The organism is Streptomyces sp. NPDC016851, assembly GCF_055562795.1.
Window position 1 is genome coordinate 86,044 of record NZ_JBVHEP010000028.1, and the last position, 14,705, is coordinate 100,748.

The following is a 14,705-nucleotide window of genomic DNA, read 5'->3' on the forward strand; positions in this document are numbered from 1 at the left end:
TTGACGCATGACCGGACATACGGCTGTTATTGCGCCACCGTGTTCGGTCAAGTTGATTTCTGGTCGATTAAGACCGGATTTCGCGCCACACCCTCGGTGGCCGAACCCTGCCCTCAGGAGCCGTTCATGCACGACCTCTCTCCTTCCGGACTCTCCCTCCCCGCTGCCAGCCGCCGCTCCGTCCTGCGCGGCATAGGCGGCGCGGCCCTGCTCGGCGCCGGCATACCCCTGCTGAGCGCCTGTGGCGGCAGCGGTGCGGCCGCCGACCCGAAGACGGTCAGCCTCGGCTCGAACTCCTCGGACGCGGTGCCGAAGAAGGCGTTCGCCGAGATCTACGCCGCCTTCACCAAGAAGTCCGGCATCAAGGTCGACGTGAACACCAAGGACCACAACACGTTCCAGGAGCAGATCAACTCCTACCTCCAGGGCACGCCCGACGACGTGTTCACCTGGTTCGCCGGGTACCGCATGCAGTTCTTCGCGTCGAAGAAGCTGGCCACCCCGATCGACGACGTGTGGCAGAAGATCGGCGGGAACTTCCCCGACGCGATGAAGAAGCTCAGCAAGGGCGAGGACGGCAAGTACTACTTCGTGCCGCTGTACACGTACCCCTGGGCGGTCTTCTACCGCAAGAGCGTCTTCGCCCAGCACGGCTACGAGGTCCCCACCACCTGGGACGACCTCGTCGCCCTGTGCAAGCGGATGCAGAAGGACGGGCTGGTCCCCATCGCCTTCGGCGACAAGGACGCCTGGCCCGCGATGGGCACCTTCGACCAGATCAACTTCCGCACCAACGGCTACGACTTCCACGTCGAGCTGATGGCGGGCAAGGCCTCCTGGACCGACCCCAAGGTGCGCAAGGTCTTCGACCACTGGACGGAGATCCTCCCCTACCACCAGGAGGGCGCGGTGGGCCGCACCTGGCAGGACGCGGCCCAGACCCTGGTGGCGAAGAAGGCCGGCATGTATCTGCTGGGCACCTTCGTCGGCCAGCAGTTCACCAACAAGGCCGACCTCGACGACCTCGACTTCTTCGCCTTCCCGGAGATCGACCCGCAGTTCGGCCAGGACACCGTCGAGGCGCCCACCGACGGCTTCATGCTCTCCAAGGCCCCGAAGAACCGCGACGGCGCCGCCAAGCTGCTGGAGTACCTGGGCACCCCCGAGGCCGAGGAGATCTACCTCAAGGCCGACTCGAGCGTGGTGGCCGCCTCCACCAAGGCCGACACCGCCGCCTACACCGCGCTCCAGAAGAAGTCCTTCGAGATGATCTCCAGCGCGAAGAGCCTGACGCAGTTCATGGACCGCGACTCCCGCCCGGACTTCACCTCCACGGTGATGCAGCCCGCCCTCCAGAACTTCGTCCGCAACCCCAAGAACGTCGACAGCATCCTCTCGTCGATCGAGCGTCAGAAGAAGACGATCTTCGCCTCCTCCTGACCGAACGGAGAATCGACGACTCGGATCCGACATGACTGCCACCCCCGCCAAGGTCCCGGAGACGGCCGACGAGCCGGCTCCGGGGCCCGCCCCCGCGTCCACGCCCGCCAAGGTGCCCCACGGGCACAAGCGCCTGCTGACCCGCCGCGACCGCATCACGCTCGGCCTGATGGCGGGCGTGCCGACGATCCTGCACGTCGCCCTGGTGTGGCTGACGGCCCTCGCCTCCATCGCGCTGGCCTTCACCAGCTGGGACGGCATCGGCTTCGACACCATCCACTGGGTCGGCCTGGAGAACTTCAGGCAGCTGTTCACCAGCAACCCGCAGTTCTGGCCCGCCGTCGAGCACAACGTCGTCTGGTTCGTCGTGCTCATCCTGCTGCCCACGCCCTTCGGCCTGTTCCTGGCCGTGCAACTGGACAAGCAGATCCGCTTCAGCCGCGTCTACCAGACCGCGTTCTTCCTGCCGGTCGTGGTGTCGATGGCGGTCATCGGCTTCGTCTGGCAGCTGGTCTACAACCCCGACACCGGCCTGATCAACAGCCTCATCGGAGCCAACAAGCCCGGCCACTACATCGACTGGATCGGCGACCCGGACCTCAACCTCTGGGCCATCCTGGTCGCGGCCTCCTGGCGGCACGCCGGCTACATGATGATCCTCTACCTGGCCGGCCTGAAGGGCGTCGACCCCGCCCTGCGGGAGGCGTCCTCGCTGGACGGCGCCAACGAGTGGCAGACGTTCAAGAACGTCGTCTTCCCGACCCTGCGGCCCACCAACACCGTCGTTCTGGTCGTCACGATCATCGAGGCCCTGCGCGCCTTCGACCTGGTCTTCGTCTTCAACAAGGGCGCCCAGGGCACCGAGCTGCTGTCGATCCTCGTGACCAACAACATCATCGGCGAGTCCAGCCGGATCGGATACGGCTCCGCCATCGCCGTCGTCCTGCTGGTGATCTCGCTCGCGGTGATCATCCCGTACCTGATCGCCACCTTCCGGAAGGAGCGGCGCGCATGAGCACCGTCGCCGGCGCTCACAAGCAGCGCACCCCCATCCGCCCCGCCCGGATCCTCCTGCACACCTTCCTCGCCGTCACGGCGCTGGCCTGGCTGGCGCCCCTGCTGTGGGCCCTGCTCGCGGCGATGCGGCCGTACGCGGAGACCAGCGACAAGGGCTATGTCTCCTGGCCCGACAAGCTGACCTTCGACAACTTCACCAACGCCTTCACGCAGTCGGACATGCTGCACTACTTCGGCACCACGCTGATCGTCGCCGTGCCGGCCGTGCTGCTGACGCTGCTGCTGTCGTCGATGGTCGCCTTCTACGTCAGCCGCTTCGACTTCCGCGTCAACCTGTTCCTGCTGCTGGTCTTCACGGCCGGCAACCTGCTGCCCCAGCAGGTCATCATCACCCCGCTGTACCGGCTGTACCTGCTGATCGACCTGCCCGGCATCACGATGTCCGGCAAGCTCTACGACTCCGCGCTCGGCCTGGTCCTGATCCATGTGGCGTTCCAGTCCGGCTTCTGCGCGTTCGTGCTGAGCAACTACATGCGCTCGCTGCCGCACGAACTGACGGAGGCCGCCCTGGTCGACGGTGCCTCCGTGTGGCGTCTGTACTGGCAGATCGTGCTGCCGCTGTGCAAGCCCGCGATGGCCGCCCTCGCCACCCTGCTGTCCATCTGGATCTACAACGACTTCTTCTGGGCCATCGTCCTGATCTCCACCGGCGAGAACATGCCGATCACCTCGGCGCTGAACAACCTCTCCGGCCAGTACTTCACCGACCCCAACCTGGTCGCGGCCGGAGCCCTGCTCACGGCCATCCCCACCCTCATCGTCTACTTCGTGCTCCAGCGCCAGTTCGTCAGCGGCCTGACGCTGGGCGCCAACAAGGGCTGACCCTTCCCGAAAGAGATCACCGTGCAGCACCCCTTCACGCCGCTGGCCTCCGTGCCGGTCGACCGCCGCCGCGCCCGCGTCCACGAGGAGGGCTGGCAGTCCTGGAGCCCGAGCGGCGCCTACGCCCTCGGCGCGGCGCCCCATCGTCCGGCCAACGCCAACTGGGCCACGGTCTGCTACCGCCCCGGCGTCACCGTCCCCGACGGCGTCTTCCAGGGCGAGGGCCTGCTCGCGCTCGACCCCGGCGACGGCTCACCGGTCCGGCTGTGGGCGGCGGCGGAGCCGACGCGCGAGGTGCCGTCGATCCGGCTCGCCGTGCGGGGCGGAGTCGCGGAGGCCTGCGCTGACGGCCCGGTGAAGGAGTGGACGGGCGAGGACATCCAGTCCGTGCTGGGCGACTGGGCCTCCGGCCTCGGCATCGCGGCCCCGCGCCCGGCGCCCACCGTCTGGTGCTCCTGGTACGAGTACTTCACGCAGGTCACCGAGGACGACATCCACGAGAACCTCCGCGCGATGGACACCCTCGACCTGCCCGTCGACGTCGTCCAGATCGACGACGGCTACCAGCGGGCCCTCGGCGACTGGCTCACCCTCTCCGGCCGCTTCCGCTCCCGTGCCTCAATCGCCGAGAAGATCCGCTCCCGCGGCCGCCGCGCCGGTATCTGGACGGCCCCCTTCCTCGTCGACCCGGCGAGCGACCTGGCCGCCGAGCACCCCGACTGGCTGGTCCGCGACACCGCCGGCGGCTTCGCCCACGCCGGCCGCAACTGGGGCCACGACCTGCGCGTCCTGGACACCACCCACCCGGACGCGGCGGCGTACCTGACCGAGGTCTTCACCACCCTGCGCGCGGAGGGCTACGACTACTTCAAGACCGACTTCCTCTACGCGGGCGCCCTGGACGGCATCCGCCACGCGGACGTCGACCCCCTCACGGCCTACCGCTCCGGCATCCGCCTGATCCGCGACGCGATCGGCCCGGACTCCTACCTCCTGGGCTGCGGCGCCCCGATGCTCCCCTCCATCGGCCTGTTCGACGCCATGCGCGTCAGCCCCGACACGGCCCCCCACCGCCGCCCCGAGGCCGACGACTACTCCCAGCCGGGCCAGGATCCGGCCGAGTTCACGGGCGCGGCCCGCCAGTGGCAGCACGACCGCCTCTGGACCAACGACCCCGACTGCCTGATGGCCCGCCCGGCCGTCGAGACCCGCGCACAGTGGGCGGCACACGTGGAGTCCACCGGAGGCCTGATGGCCTCCAGCGACCGCCTGCTGTCACTGGACGAGTGGGGCGTGACGACGACTCGCCGGCTCCTGACACCACGCGGCGTCTCCTGACATGCTGCCGGGGCGCGGCACTCCCCTATCAGTGCCGCGCCCCGTCCCCCCGCCCCCGCAGTGGCTAGACCGCCTGCGCCTCCGGCAGCGTGCCCGTCCGGGCCGCTCGGGCGTACCAGTGGGCGCTGGACTTCGGGGTGCGTTCGAGCGTCGCGTAGTCCACGTACACCGCGCCGAAGCGCTTGCCGTAGCCGTACGACCACTCGAAGTTGTCCATCAGGGACCACAGGAAGTAGCCGCGGACGTCCGCGCCGTCGGCGATCGCGCGGCGGACCGCCGACAGGTGGCCGTGCAGGTAGGCGACGCGCTCCGGGTCGTGCACCCGGCCGTCCGAGTCGATCTTGTCGTCGTAGGCCGCGCCGTTCTCGGTGATGTACAGCGGCAGGCCCGGCGCCTCCCGGGTGTAGCGCATGATCAGCTCGTGCAGGCCGGTCGGGTCGATCGTCCAGCCCATCTCGGTGCGGTCGCCGGGCGTCTGGTGGAAGGCGACGTCTTCCGCGGCCGGCCAGGGCGAATGGTCGCTGGAGCCGTGGCCGTCGGCGCGCGGCCCCTTGGCCGCCGGGTCGGCCGCCGAGACCAGCGCGGGCGTGTAGTAGTTGAGGCCCAGCGCGTCCAGCGGCTGGTTGATCAGCGCCAGGTCGCCGTCGAGGACGTAGTTCCAGTCCGTGAGCTCCGCCGTCGCCACGTACAGCGACTCCGGGTACGCGCCGTGCAGGATCGGGCCGTGGAAGACGCCGTTGGCCAGGTCGTCGATCTTGCGGGCCGCCGCCAGGTCCGCCGGGGTCTGCGAAAGCGGCCTGGCGACCGTGGAGTTGAGGCTGATCGCGACCGTGTTGCGGGCCGGCATCACCGAGCGCAGGGCGGACGCGCCCAGCCCGTGCGCCAGGTTCAGGTGGTGCGCGGCACGCAGCGACGCGGCAGGATCCGTCCTGCCCGGGGCGTGCACCCCGGAGGCATAGCCCAGGAACGCGCTGCACCACGGCTCGTTGAGCGTCATCCACTGCTCGACCCGGTCGCCCAGCGCCTCGCCGACGATCTGCGCGTACTCCGCGAAACGGTACGCCGTGTCCCGCTCCGGCCAGCCGCCCGCGTCCTCCAACTCCTGCGGCAGGTCCCAGTGGTAGAGCGTGACGGCCGGCTTGATGCCCTTGGACAGCAGCTCGTCGACCAGCCGGCGGTAGAAGTCCAGGCCCTTCTGGACGGCCGGACCCCGCCCGGTCGGCTGCACCCGCGACCAGGAGACGGAGAAGCGGTAGGCGCCCAGGCCCAGCTCCGCCATCAGCGCCACGTCCTCGCGATAGCGGTGGTAGTGGTCGACAGCGATGTCACCGGTGTCGCCACCGGCCGTCTTGCCCGGCGTATGGCTGAAGGTGTCCCAGATCGACGGCGTACGGCCGTCCTCCCGCACCGCGCCCTCGATCTGGTACGCGGAGGTCGCCGCGCCCCAGAGGAAGGCGGGAGGGAAGGTCACGGCAGTGGCCGGGTTCTCGGAGTCAGGCATGGAAGCGCTCCCATTGGGGGTCGTGGAGACCGATGACGGAGGGGGAGGGGGAGGGGAGAACACAGGGGCCGGAGCGGCGGCGGTCCGGCCCCCGGAGGGAGATCAGCCCTTGACGGCGCCCTGCATGATGCCGCCCACGATCTGCTTGCCGAAGATCGCGAAGACCAGCAGCAGCGGCAGCGTACCCAGCAGCGCGCCGGCCATGATCAGGGACTGGTCGGGCGTGTAGCCGCGGCCCAGTCCCGCTACCGCGACCTGCACGGTCGGGTTGCCCATCTGGGTCAGCACCAGGAACGGCCACATGAAGTCGTTCCAGGTCTGCACGAACGTCAGCATCCCGAGCACGGCCATCGCCGGCCGCGCCGCCGGGAACACCACGTGCCACACCACGCGCCAGCTGCTCGCCCCGTCGACCCGGGCGGCCTCGATGATCTCGTCGGGCAGCGCCTGGATCAGGTACTGCCGCATGAAGAACACACCGAACGCGCTCACCAGCGACGGCAGGATCACCGCCTGCAACTGGTCCGTCCAGTCGAGCTTGGCGACCATCATGTACAGCGGGATCACGCTCAGCTGCGGCGGCACCATCATCGTGCCGATCACGATCAGCATCAGCGCGCCACGGCCCCTGAACCGCAGCTTGGCGAAGGCGAAACCGGCGATCGTCGACAGCAGGACGATGGTCGCCGCCGAAACCCCCGCCACGATCGTGGTGTTGAGGAACGCCTCACCCAGATTGGCGTCCTTCCAGGCGATCTCCAGCTTGTCGAACAGACCCGAGCCGAACCAGAACGGCGGCGGCGTCTGCGCGAGGCGCTGGTTGTCACGCGAGGCGGCGATCGCCGTCCACACCAGCGGGAACAGCGAGACGATCGTGAACACGATGAGGACCGCGTACGCGATCGGACCGCCGTGCAGCGTCCCGCCGGCCCGCGCGGACTTCGGCAGGCGGGGGCGTTTGGACTCCTTCGCGGGCGCCGCGCCGGGCGGCGGGGCGTCCTGGGGTGTCACAGTCGTCGTCACGGCCGGAACTCCTTAACTACTGGCGCGCAGCCGGCGCGAGATGACGTAGTTGACGATGCCGATGACGATCAGGATGAGGAACATCGTCCAGGCGATGGCCGAGGCACGGCCCAGGTGGTGGGCGACCCAGCCCTGCTCGTACAGATACAGACCGAGCGTCTGGAACTGGTGCTCCGCGCCGCCGGAGGTGCCCTGGTTGGCGTCGAACAGCAGCGGCTCGCCGAAGACCTGACTCGCGCCGATCGTCGACACGACACAGGTGAACAGGATCGTCGGGCGCAGCGCCGGCAGGGTCACATGGATGAACTGCTGCCAGCGGTTGGCCCCGTCCAGCGCCGCCGACTCGTACAGGTCCTGCGGGATCGCCTGCATCGCGGCCAGGTAGATCAGCGCGTTGTAGCCGGTCCAGCGCCAGATGATGATCGACGAGACGGCGATCTGAGAGAACCACTTGTCGTTCTGCCAGTCGACCGGGTTGATGCCGACCATGTCGAGCGCCCAGTTGATCATGCCGTAGTCACGGCCGAAGAGCAGCACGAACACCAGCGAGGCGGCGGCGATCGACGTCGCGTACGGCGCGAGCATCGCGACCCGGAAGAAGGTCGACGCCCGCAGCTTGTAGTTGAGGATGTGGGCGATGCCCATCGCCATCAGCAGCTGCGGGACGGTGGAGATGATGCCGATGGTCAGGGTGTTCTTCGCCGCGTTCCAGAAGAACTCGTCGTCGAAGATCCGGGTGTAGTTGCGCAGCCCGACCCAGTCCATGTCGGTCGGCGCGGTCAGCTCCACCTGGTGCAGCGAGGCCCAGCCCGTGTAGATCAGCGGGAACAGACCGAACGCGACGAACAGCAGGAAGAACGGCGAGACGAAGGCGTACGGGCTCCAGCGGATGTCCCGCTGCCAGCGGCGGGACAGCCGGTCCCGGCGGCGCCGCTCCTTCTCCAGGGACACGGGGTCCGCGGGCGGGCGGCCCGGGGCCGCGCCCCCCTCGGCGGGGGGCGCGGCGGTGTCGTGGCGGGTGGCCATACGGGTCACTGGTCCAGCTTGTTGTCGATGGTCTTGGTGGCGGAGTCCCAGGCCTCCTTGGCCGACTTGCCCTTCGTCGCCAGGATCACGCCGTTGTCCGTCAGGCCCTGCATGATGATCTGGTCCTTCGGGCCGATCACCTGTTCCGGGGCGCCCTTGGCGGCCTCCGCGAAGACCGGGCCGATCTTCTGGTCACCGGTCATCTCGTTCGTCGCGCCGGTCACCTCGGGCATGGTGTAGGTGGACGGGGCGCTCGGGAAGCTGGCCTGCACCTTGAACAGCTTCGCCTGCTGCTCCGGCGCGGTCAGCCAGGCCACGAACTTCTGGGCTTCCTTCACGTTCTTGCCGCTCTTCGGCACGGTGAGGAAGGTGCCGCCCCAGTTGCCGCCCTTGGGCGCGGTGGCCACGGCCCACTTGCCGGCCGCGTCCGGCTTCGAGTAGCCCTTGATCGTGCCGAGCATCCACGGCGGGCAGGCGATGGTGGCGAACTTGTTGTTGGCGATCGAGGAGTTCCAGGCCGGCTGGAACTGCGTCTGCGGCTGGACGAGGCCCTTCCCGGCGGCATCCGCGGTCAGGTCGAAGGCGGCCTTGACGGCCGGGTTCGTCTTGTAGATGACCTCGCCGGAGGAGTTGTAGAACTTCTCCTTCTCGCTGCCCAGGACCGCCTGGATCAGACCGCCGGGGGAGTCCATGAAGTAGGTGCCCTTGGGGGCCTTCGCCTTGTAGCGCTCGCCGGTCTCGACGAGCTTGGCCCAGTCACCCGCCCACAGCTTGCCGACCTCGGCCGGGTCGGTGGGCAGACCGGCCTGCTTGAAGAGGTCCGTGCGGTAGCAGATCGCCATCGGCCCGACGTCGGTGCCGAGGCCGATGGTCTTGCCGTCCTTGGTCGTGGCCTGCTTCCACTTCCAGTCCAGCCACTTGCTCTTGTCCACGCCCGGAGCCTTGGACATGTCCTCGAGCTTGTCGGCCTGGGTGGCCGTGACCTCGGCGATGTTGGCGACTTCGACGGCCTGGACGTCCAGCAGACCGCTGTTGGTGGTGAGGTGGTTCAGCAGCGCCGGGTAGTAGTTCTCGTTCCGCTGGACGGAGTTCTCGGCGATCTTGATCTTCGGGTTGAGCTTCTCGTACTCGGCGTAGAGGCCGGCTTCCTTGAAGCCCATGGTGCCGAAGAGCCCCACCGAGATCGTCGTCTTGCCCTTGGCGTCACCGTCCGACGAGCCGGAGTTGTCGTCGCCGCCGTCGTCGGCACAGCCGGCCAGCAGCCCGGCGCCCAGCGACGCGACGGCCGCGAGGACCATCGCCTTGCGGGCGGTTCGGATGCGTGCTCGCATGTCGTCCTCCTGTTGCCCTGACGTGCCGACCCCCCGGCCAACTGCATTGTTGGACCCGTTTTTACTCGCTGCGGCTCGGGCGGGGAACGTGCGGGTTGTGTATGTGTCAGGTACTGTGGGAGCGCTCCCACCAGTGATGTGTTGAAGGTTCTCCGGTCGAGGCGGGGGTGTCAAGGGACCGGACAGGGAGAGATGCGTTCAGTTATCGGGCTGTTAACTGGACCCGGGCCGCAGTCCATTGCGGCCACGGGCGGCGTTATCGAGCCAGTCGGACCGGCCGCCGGGCCTGGGGCGTGCCCTAAGCGGAAGCCCGGGGGCGGCGGGCCCCGGTAGCGGTCACTCCAACCGACAAGCCTGTTAAATTCCAGGCCAGCCGCAGAGTGCGGGTGTGGACGGGAAGGCGGAGCCCATGGCAAGCCACGGAGCGCGGGGCCGAAGCGGTGGCCGGCCCACCCTCGAAGAGGTGGCGGCGCGCGCCGGTGTCGGCCGCGGCACGGTGTCCCGGGTGATCAACGGCTCGCCCCGGGTCAGCGACGCGACCCGCGCGGCCGTCGAGGCGGCGGTCGCCGAGCTCGGCTACGTCCCGAACACCGCCGCCCGCGCCCTGGCCGCCAACCGCACGGACGCGATCGCCCTGGTCGTGCCCGAGCCGGAGACCCGGTTCTTCGCGGAGCCGTACTTCTCGGACATGCTGAAGGGCGTCGGGGCGGAACTGTCCGACACCGAGATGCAGCTGCTGCTGATCTTCGCGGGCAGCGACAAGGAACGCCGCCGCCTCGCCCAGTACCTGGCCGCGCACCGGGTGGACGGCGTCCTGCTGGTCTCGGTCCACGCGGACGATCCGCTGCCCGACCTGCTGTCCCAGCTGGACATCCCGGCCGTCATCAGCGGCCCGCGATCGGCGGGGGAGACCCTGGCGTCGGTCGACTCGGACAACTACGGCGGCGCCCGCCAGGCCGTCGAGCACCTGCTGTCCCGCGGCCGCCGCCGGGTGGCCCACATCACCGGCCGCCTCGACGTCTACGGCGCCCAGCGCCGCATCGACGGCTACCGCGACGCGCTGAGCGACGCGGGCCACGAGGCCGACGAGGCCCTCATCGAGCCGGGCGACTTCTCGGAGGAGGGCGGCAGCCGTGCCATGGCGGCCCTGCTGGAGCGCCGGCCCGACCTGGACGCGGTCTTCGCCGGCTCCGACGTCACCGCGGCCGGCGCCCGCCAGGCGCTGCGCGACGCGGGGCGCCGCATCCCCGACGACGTGGCGCTCGTCGGCTACGACGACTCCGCCATCGCCCGCCACATGGACCCGCCCCTCACCAGCGTCCGCCAGCCCATCGAGGAGATGGGCCGCCGGATGATCGACCTCCTCCTCACGGAGGTCGCCGACCGCCGCCCGCTGGCGTCCCGGGGCATGGACCGACGGCAGGTGGTCCTGGCGACGGAGCTGGTGCCCCGGCTGTCGTCGTGACCCCGCATCCCCGAATACCGCCCGGGCCCGTTCGTGCTCCAGGCCGACCGCCTGCCCGGCTCACGGCGCTTCATGGCCCGGAGGAATGGCGACGCGGCGCGACGATCGACACCCGCACCACCGTGCACGCCCTGGGCCGCGCCGTCCGCCTCCTGCTGAACACGGCCGGCGAGAAGCCCGTCTGGCGGGGCACGGAGGCTCAACTGGCGCTCGTGGAACGGGCCCACGCACCAGGACCCGGCCGAACGGTTCACGCGTGTGGCGGAGCTGACGGCGGCGTGGCGGAGCTCGGCGCACGGCGCCCCAAGAGACGCCGCAGACTGAGGGACTCGGCGACGACGGCCTCGTGCACGCCGAGCCGGCAGAGGCTGATCACCTCTCGGCAGCGGGCGGTCACGTCCTCGCGACCGCCAACCGCCGGACCAGGTAAGCGGCCGCCGTGGACACCAGCACCGCCATGCACGCGATGAACACCAGGCCCGCGCCCTCCAGGCCGATCGGGCCCGTCAGCAGGCCGACGCCGATCACCGGGACCGAGATGCCCGCGTAGGCGACCACGAACAGCGTCGAGATCACCGCCGCCCGCCGGTGCTCGGGAGACGCCCCGGCGACCTCAGACAGCGCGCCGCGGAAGGCCAGGCCCTGCCCGACGCCGCCCACGAGTGCGCTAAAGACCACCAGGGACATCAGGTCCCACCGCAGCGCGCCCGCGAGCAGCGCCAGCCCGGCGAGGAGTCCGGCACAGCCCAGCGGGAGAGAGCGCCGCACCCCCACTCCGCCGACCGCCAGTTGCCCGGCGGTCGACGCGAAGAAGGCCAGCGCGACGACCAGCCCGCTCACGGCGTGATTGTCCACGTGCAGGGACTCGGCGAGGAATTCCGGGCTGACGGAGGTGAACACCCCGAAGAGGGCGAACCCCGCGAACGAGGCGATCGCCGCGGGGGCGAACACCGCCCGCACCTGCGCGGGCAGCGCGGGTCGCTGCGGCCGTACGGTGCCCAGCGGTTTCCGTTCCCGTACGGTCTCCTCCAGCCGCAGCAGGACGACGGCCGACCCGGCCAGCAGCACCAGGTGTGTGACGAACGGCAGGTACAGCGGCCAGTCGGCGTACTGCGCCAGCAGCCCGGACAGCAGCGGACCGCAGCCCAGTCCGCCCATGTTGGCGGCCGTCGCCACGAACGTGGCCCGGGAGGCGCCGCCGTCCGGCGCCAGCTCCATGACGTACGCGGTGGCGGCCCCCGTGAACAGACCGGCCGAGAGTCCCGACAGCAGCCGTCCCGCGTACAGCCAGCCCAGCCCGGTCGCGCACAGGAAACAGACGGCGCTCGCCGCCGCGAGACCCAGCCCGCACAGCAGCACCGGGCGCCTGCCCACGGCGTCCGAGGCGTTGCCGGCCAGCATCAGAACCCCGATGACCCCGAAGGCGTACACGGCGTACACCACGGTCACCGTCAGCTCGGAGAACCCGAACTCGTCCTGGTAGAGGGGATACAGGGGAGTCGGCAGCGTGGTGCCGGCCATACACACGGCGAACACCGCCCCGCTGAGCACACACGCACGCCACCCTCGGCGCTCACCGTCCATGCCGCCGACCGTAGTGCCGGCCGCTGCCCGGCCGCGGACCGGCGCGCGAACGACATCACCGTCGCCGGCACTCTCGGCCGAGCTGCGCCCTTGACCTCAACTTTGGTTCAGGTATGACACTTGACGCATGAAGATCACGAACAGCAGCACCATTCTCTTCCGCAACACCATGCGCATCACCGACGGCCACCTCGACGGCTTCCGACATGCCATCGCGCGGGCGGTGGCATTCACTCAAGAGCACGGCCCCCAGATCATGGTGGAGGTCTTCATCGATGAGGAGCGGATGCTGGCGCACAGCTTTCAGCTCTACCGCGACTCCGATGCGATCCGCGCCCACTGGCGGTTGTCGGACCCGTACATCCGCGAGGTGATGGAGCACTGCACCGTGCAGCACTTCGAGATATTCGGTGAACCGGACCACGACATCGTGGCGGCCCTCAAGACCCCCGACGGTGAATCATTCCCCTTCACCGTCTCGCCCCGCCTCGCCGGCTTCAACCGACTTTTAGGCGCCTGACCAGGAGTGAATATCCCCCTTAGAGGGATCCGCGAACTGATGTCCGCTGCCCACCGCCTGGCCCCTCGATGAGCTCGGCGCCCGCGGCGAGTTGGACTGGTCCCCGCTGCAGTTGAGGCATGTGTGTGGAACTCGTGTATGTCTCATGGATACGCTGTGCTGCCCGACTCTTGGCGCAGTAGAGGATGCCGGTCGGGCTCTGAGGGGGAGTGCCGTGAGACGGGTTCGGTACCGGTGGCGAGACGAGTACGACAGCGATCCGGAGTATCAGCGCATCCTGACGGCGATGGAGCGACCTTGGTGGAAGCGGCCGGCGGCCCTGTGGGGCGGCGTCGTCGCTGTGGCCGTCGCCTCGTTCTTCCTGGGTGGTGCGGTCCTGGGCTCTGACAGCAGCTCGGACGCCCCTTCACAGGACTCCTGGGTGCGGGATCAGGTGAACGAGCAGTCGCAGAACAACCAACCCGTTGGGGTGTCCGCCGCGCAAAAGAGTCGGATCCTGAGTCGGTATTGCAATCAACAGGCCGGCGGCCCGTACAACGTGTCGGAGGCTGCGTACCTGGAGTGCTTGCAAAGCTACGAGGTGACGGACCAGGGGATGGTCATGCCGAGGTAGAGGCAGAACTCTTCTCAAGGTCCCGAGTGGCCACCGGTGTGGCCACGGCGGATACGAAAGAGGCCGGTGACCTGAATACTCAGGTCACCGGCCTCTCCAGTGAGGGTGAGTGACGGGACTCGAACCCGCGGCATCCTGGACCACAACCAGGTGCTCTACCAGCTGAGCTACACCCACCATGACCGGCTTGGAGGTCAGTGATTTCCCCGACCGGCCGAGAAAAAGTGTACAGGGTCCGAAGGGGTGCTCGCGCCCGGCTTTCGCGGCGCCCCTCCACGGGCCCCCGGCACGGCTACTGCGCAGGCAGCACGTGCTTCGCGGCGATCTTCTTCGCGGTGTCCGAATCGGGGCCGGGCTGCGGGACGAAGACGGCCTCGCGGTAGTAGCGCAGCTCCGCGATGGATTCGCGGATGTCGGCGAGCGCCCGGTGGTTGCCGTTCTTCTGCGGGCTGTTGAAGTACGCCCGCGGGTACCAGCGGCGGGCCAGCTCCTTGATCGACGACACGTCGACGATCCGGTAGTGCAGGTAGTCCTCCAGCGTCGGCATGTCACGCAGCAGGAAGCCGCGGTCCGTGCCGACGGAGTTGCCGCACAGCGGGGCCTTGCCCGGCTCCTTGACGTGCTCCCTGATGTACGTCAGGACTTGCTCCTCGGCGTCCTTCAGCGTCGTGCCGTCCGGCAGCTCGGCGAGCAGCCCGGACGAGGTGTGCATCTGACGCACCACCTCCGGCATCGTCTCCAGCGCCCGGTCCGGCGGCCGGATGACGATGTCCACGCCTTCGCCGAGCACGTTGAGCTCGGAGTCGGTGACGAGGGCGGCCACCTCGATGAGCGCGTCGTCCGACAGCGAGAGGCCGGTCATCTCGCAGTCGATCCACACCATGCGATCGTTCATGTGTCTAACCTTACGGTGAGCTGCCACGGGCCGGACCGGCCGTGCGGTGACCTTGTGGCCGCCGGGTGCA

General features: G+C 69.1%; 13 protein-coding genes and 1 tRNA gene. 7 read left to right on the top strand and 7 right to left on the bottom strand.

All coding sequences use genetic code 11. The features are described 5' to 3' along the window. Nucleotides 1-126: 126 nt before the first annotated feature. Genes ACZ3I3_RS34425 through ACZ3I3_RS34440 form a run of 4 tightly spaced genes read left to right on the top strand, consistent with a single transcriptional unit; the run spans nt 127 to nt 4,677 of the window. On the top strand, nt 127-1,440 hold the full coding sequence (locus ACZ3I3_RS34425) for an ABC transporter substrate-binding protein (protein ID WP_467371484.1): 1,314 nt from the start codon (nt 127-129) through the stop codon (nt 1,438-1,440). A gap of 31 nt (nt 1,441-1,471) precedes the next feature. Further along, the gene (locus tag ACZ3I3_RS34430) at nt 1,472-2,455 is read left to right on the top strand and encodes a carbohydrate ABC transporter permease (RefSeq protein WP_467371486.1); all 984 of its coding nucleotides are present in this window, start codon (nt 1,472-1,474) and stop codon (nt 2,453-2,455) included. Then, complete coding sequence (locus tag ACZ3I3_RS34435) at nt 2,452-3,339, top strand: carbohydrate ABC transporter permease (protein ID WP_467371488.1); 888 nt, start codon at nt 2,452-2,454, stop codon at nt 3,337-3,339. Before ACZ3I3_RS34430 ends, ACZ3I3_RS34435 begins: the two co-directional genes overlap by 4 nt. A gap of 21 nt (nt 3,340-3,360) precedes the next feature. Next, nucleotides 3,361-4,677, top strand: coding sequence for a glycoside hydrolase family 36 protein (locus ACZ3I3_RS34440; RefSeq protein ID WP_467371490.1), 1,317 nt, complete (start codon nt 3,361-3,363; stop codon nt 4,675-4,677). 64 nt (nt 4,678-4,741) lie between these two features. On the opposite strand, the gene ACZ3I3_RS34445 is transcribed toward ACZ3I3_RS34440, so the two are convergent. From ACZ3I3_RS34445 to ACZ3I3_RS34460, 4 genes are all read right to left on the bottom strand, one after another. Next, nucleotides 4,742-6,178: a GH1 family beta-glucosidase gene (locus ACZ3I3_RS34445; RefSeq protein ID WP_467371492.1), complete on the bottom strand. Its 1,437-nt coding sequence runs from the start codon at nt 6,176-6,178 to the stop codon at nt 4,742-4,744. A gap of 102 nt (nt 6,179-6,280) precedes the next feature. Beyond that, a complete protein-coding gene (locus ACZ3I3_RS34450) occupies nt 6,281-7,201 on the bottom strand; it encodes a carbohydrate ABC transporter permease (protein ID WP_467371494.1) in 921 nt (306 codons plus the stop codon). 12 nt (nt 7,202-7,213) lie between these two features. Beyond that, on the bottom strand, nt 7,214-8,227 hold the full coding sequence (locus tag ACZ3I3_RS34455; protein WP_467371546.1) for a carbohydrate ABC transporter permease: 1,014 nt from the start codon (nt 8,225-8,227) through the stop codon (nt 7,214-7,216). A gap of 5 nt (nt 8,228-8,232) precedes the next feature. Then, nucleotides 8,233-9,558: an ABC transporter substrate-binding protein gene (locus ACZ3I3_RS34460; protein ID WP_467371496.1), complete on the bottom strand. Its 1,326-nt coding sequence runs from the start codon at nt 9,556-9,558 to the stop codon at nt 8,233-8,235. 409 nt (nt 9,559-9,967) lie between these two features. On the opposite strand from ACZ3I3_RS34460, the gene ACZ3I3_RS34465 reads away from it, so the two are divergent. Next, entirely contained in the window at nt 9,968-11,023 is a 1,056-nt protein-coding gene (locus ACZ3I3_RS34465) for a LacI family DNA-binding transcriptional regulator (protein WP_467371498.1), read from the top strand. A 393-nt stretch (nt 11,024-11,416) separates the two neighbouring features. Here the strand turns inward: ACZ3I3_RS34465 and ACZ3I3_RS34470 are convergent, their stop codons facing one another. Next, complete coding sequence (locus ACZ3I3_RS34470) at nt 11,417-12,607, bottom strand: MFS transporter (RefSeq protein ID WP_467371500.1); 1,191 nt, start codon at nt 12,605-12,607, stop codon at nt 11,417-11,419. Nucleotides 12,608-12,734: 127 nt separating this feature from the next. Here ACZ3I3_RS34470 and ACZ3I3_RS34475 point away from each other — a divergent pair, with 127 nt between their 5' ends. Together ACZ3I3_RS34475 and ACZ3I3_RS34480 are read left to right on the top strand one after the other, a co-directional pair. Continuing rightward, nucleotides 12,735-13,127, top strand: a complete 393-nt coding sequence (locus ACZ3I3_RS34475) for a hypothetical protein (protein WP_467371502.1) — start codon at nt 12,735-12,737, stop codon at nt 13,125-13,127. 214 nt (nt 13,128-13,341) lie between these two features. Next, nucleotides 13,342-13,740, top strand: a complete 399-nt coding sequence (locus tag ACZ3I3_RS34480; protein WP_467371504.1) for a hypothetical protein — start codon at nt 13,342-13,344, stop codon at nt 13,738-13,740. 104 nt (nt 13,741-13,844) lie between these two features. Here the strand turns inward: ACZ3I3_RS34480 and ACZ3I3_RS34485 are convergent. Together ACZ3I3_RS34485 and orn are read right to left on the bottom strand one after the other, a co-directional pair. Then, nucleotides 13,845-13,917: transfer RNA gene (locus ACZ3I3_RS34485), tRNA-His, on the bottom strand. A gap of 115 nt (nt 13,918-14,032) precedes the next feature. Continuing rightward, the gene (gene orn, locus ACZ3I3_RS34490; RefSeq protein WP_356929701.1) at nt 14,033-14,635 is read right to left on the bottom strand and encodes an oligoribonuclease; all 603 of its coding nucleotides are present in this window, start codon (nt 14,633-14,635) and stop codon (nt 14,033-14,035) included. Nucleotides 14,636-14,705: the final 70 nt, after the last annotated feature.

What these genes read in the sequence shown, in the direction of transcription:
- ACZ3I3_RS34465 (WP_467371498.1), top strand. Translation starts at nt 9,968, where the DNA reads ATGGCAAGCCACGGAGCGCGGGGCCGAAGCGGTGGCCGGCCCACCCTC.
- orn (WP_356929701.1), bottom strand. Translation starts at nt 14,635, where the DNA reads ATGAACGATCGCATGGTGTGGATCGACTGCGAGATGACCGGCCTCTCG.
- ACZ3I3_RS34445 (WP_467371492.1), bottom strand. Translation starts at nt 6,178, where the DNA reads ATGCCTGACTCCGAGAACCCGGCCACTGCCGTGACCTTCCCTCCCGCC.
- ACZ3I3_RS34455 (WP_467371546.1), bottom strand. Translation starts at nt 8,227, where the DNA reads ATGGCCACCCGCCACGACACCGCCGCGCCCCCCGCCGAGGGGGGCGCG.
- ACZ3I3_RS34435 (WP_467371488.1), top strand. Translation starts at nt 2,452, where the DNA reads ATGAGCACCGTCGCCGGCGCTCACAAGCAGCGCACCCCCATCCGCCCC.
- ACZ3I3_RS34470 (WP_467371500.1), bottom strand. Translation starts at nt 12,607, where the DNA reads ATGGACGGTGAGCGCCGAGGGTGGCGTGCGTGTGTGCTCAGCGGGGCG.
- ACZ3I3_RS34430 (WP_467371486.1), top strand. Translation starts at nt 1,472, where the DNA reads ATGACTGCCACCCCCGCCAAGGTCCCGGAGACGGCCGACGAGCCGGCT.
- ACZ3I3_RS34475 (WP_467371502.1), top strand. Translation starts at nt 12,735, where the DNA reads ATGAAGATCACGAACAGCAGCACCATTCTCTTCCGCAACACCATGCGC.
- ACZ3I3_RS34425 (WP_467371484.1), top strand. Translation starts at nt 127, where the DNA reads ATGCACGACCTCTCTCCTTCCGGACTCTCCCTCCCCGCTGCCAGCCGC.
- ACZ3I3_RS34460 (WP_467371496.1), bottom strand. Translation starts at nt 9,558, where the DNA reads ATGCGAGCACGCATCCGAACCGCCCGCAAGGCGATGGTCCTCGCGGCC.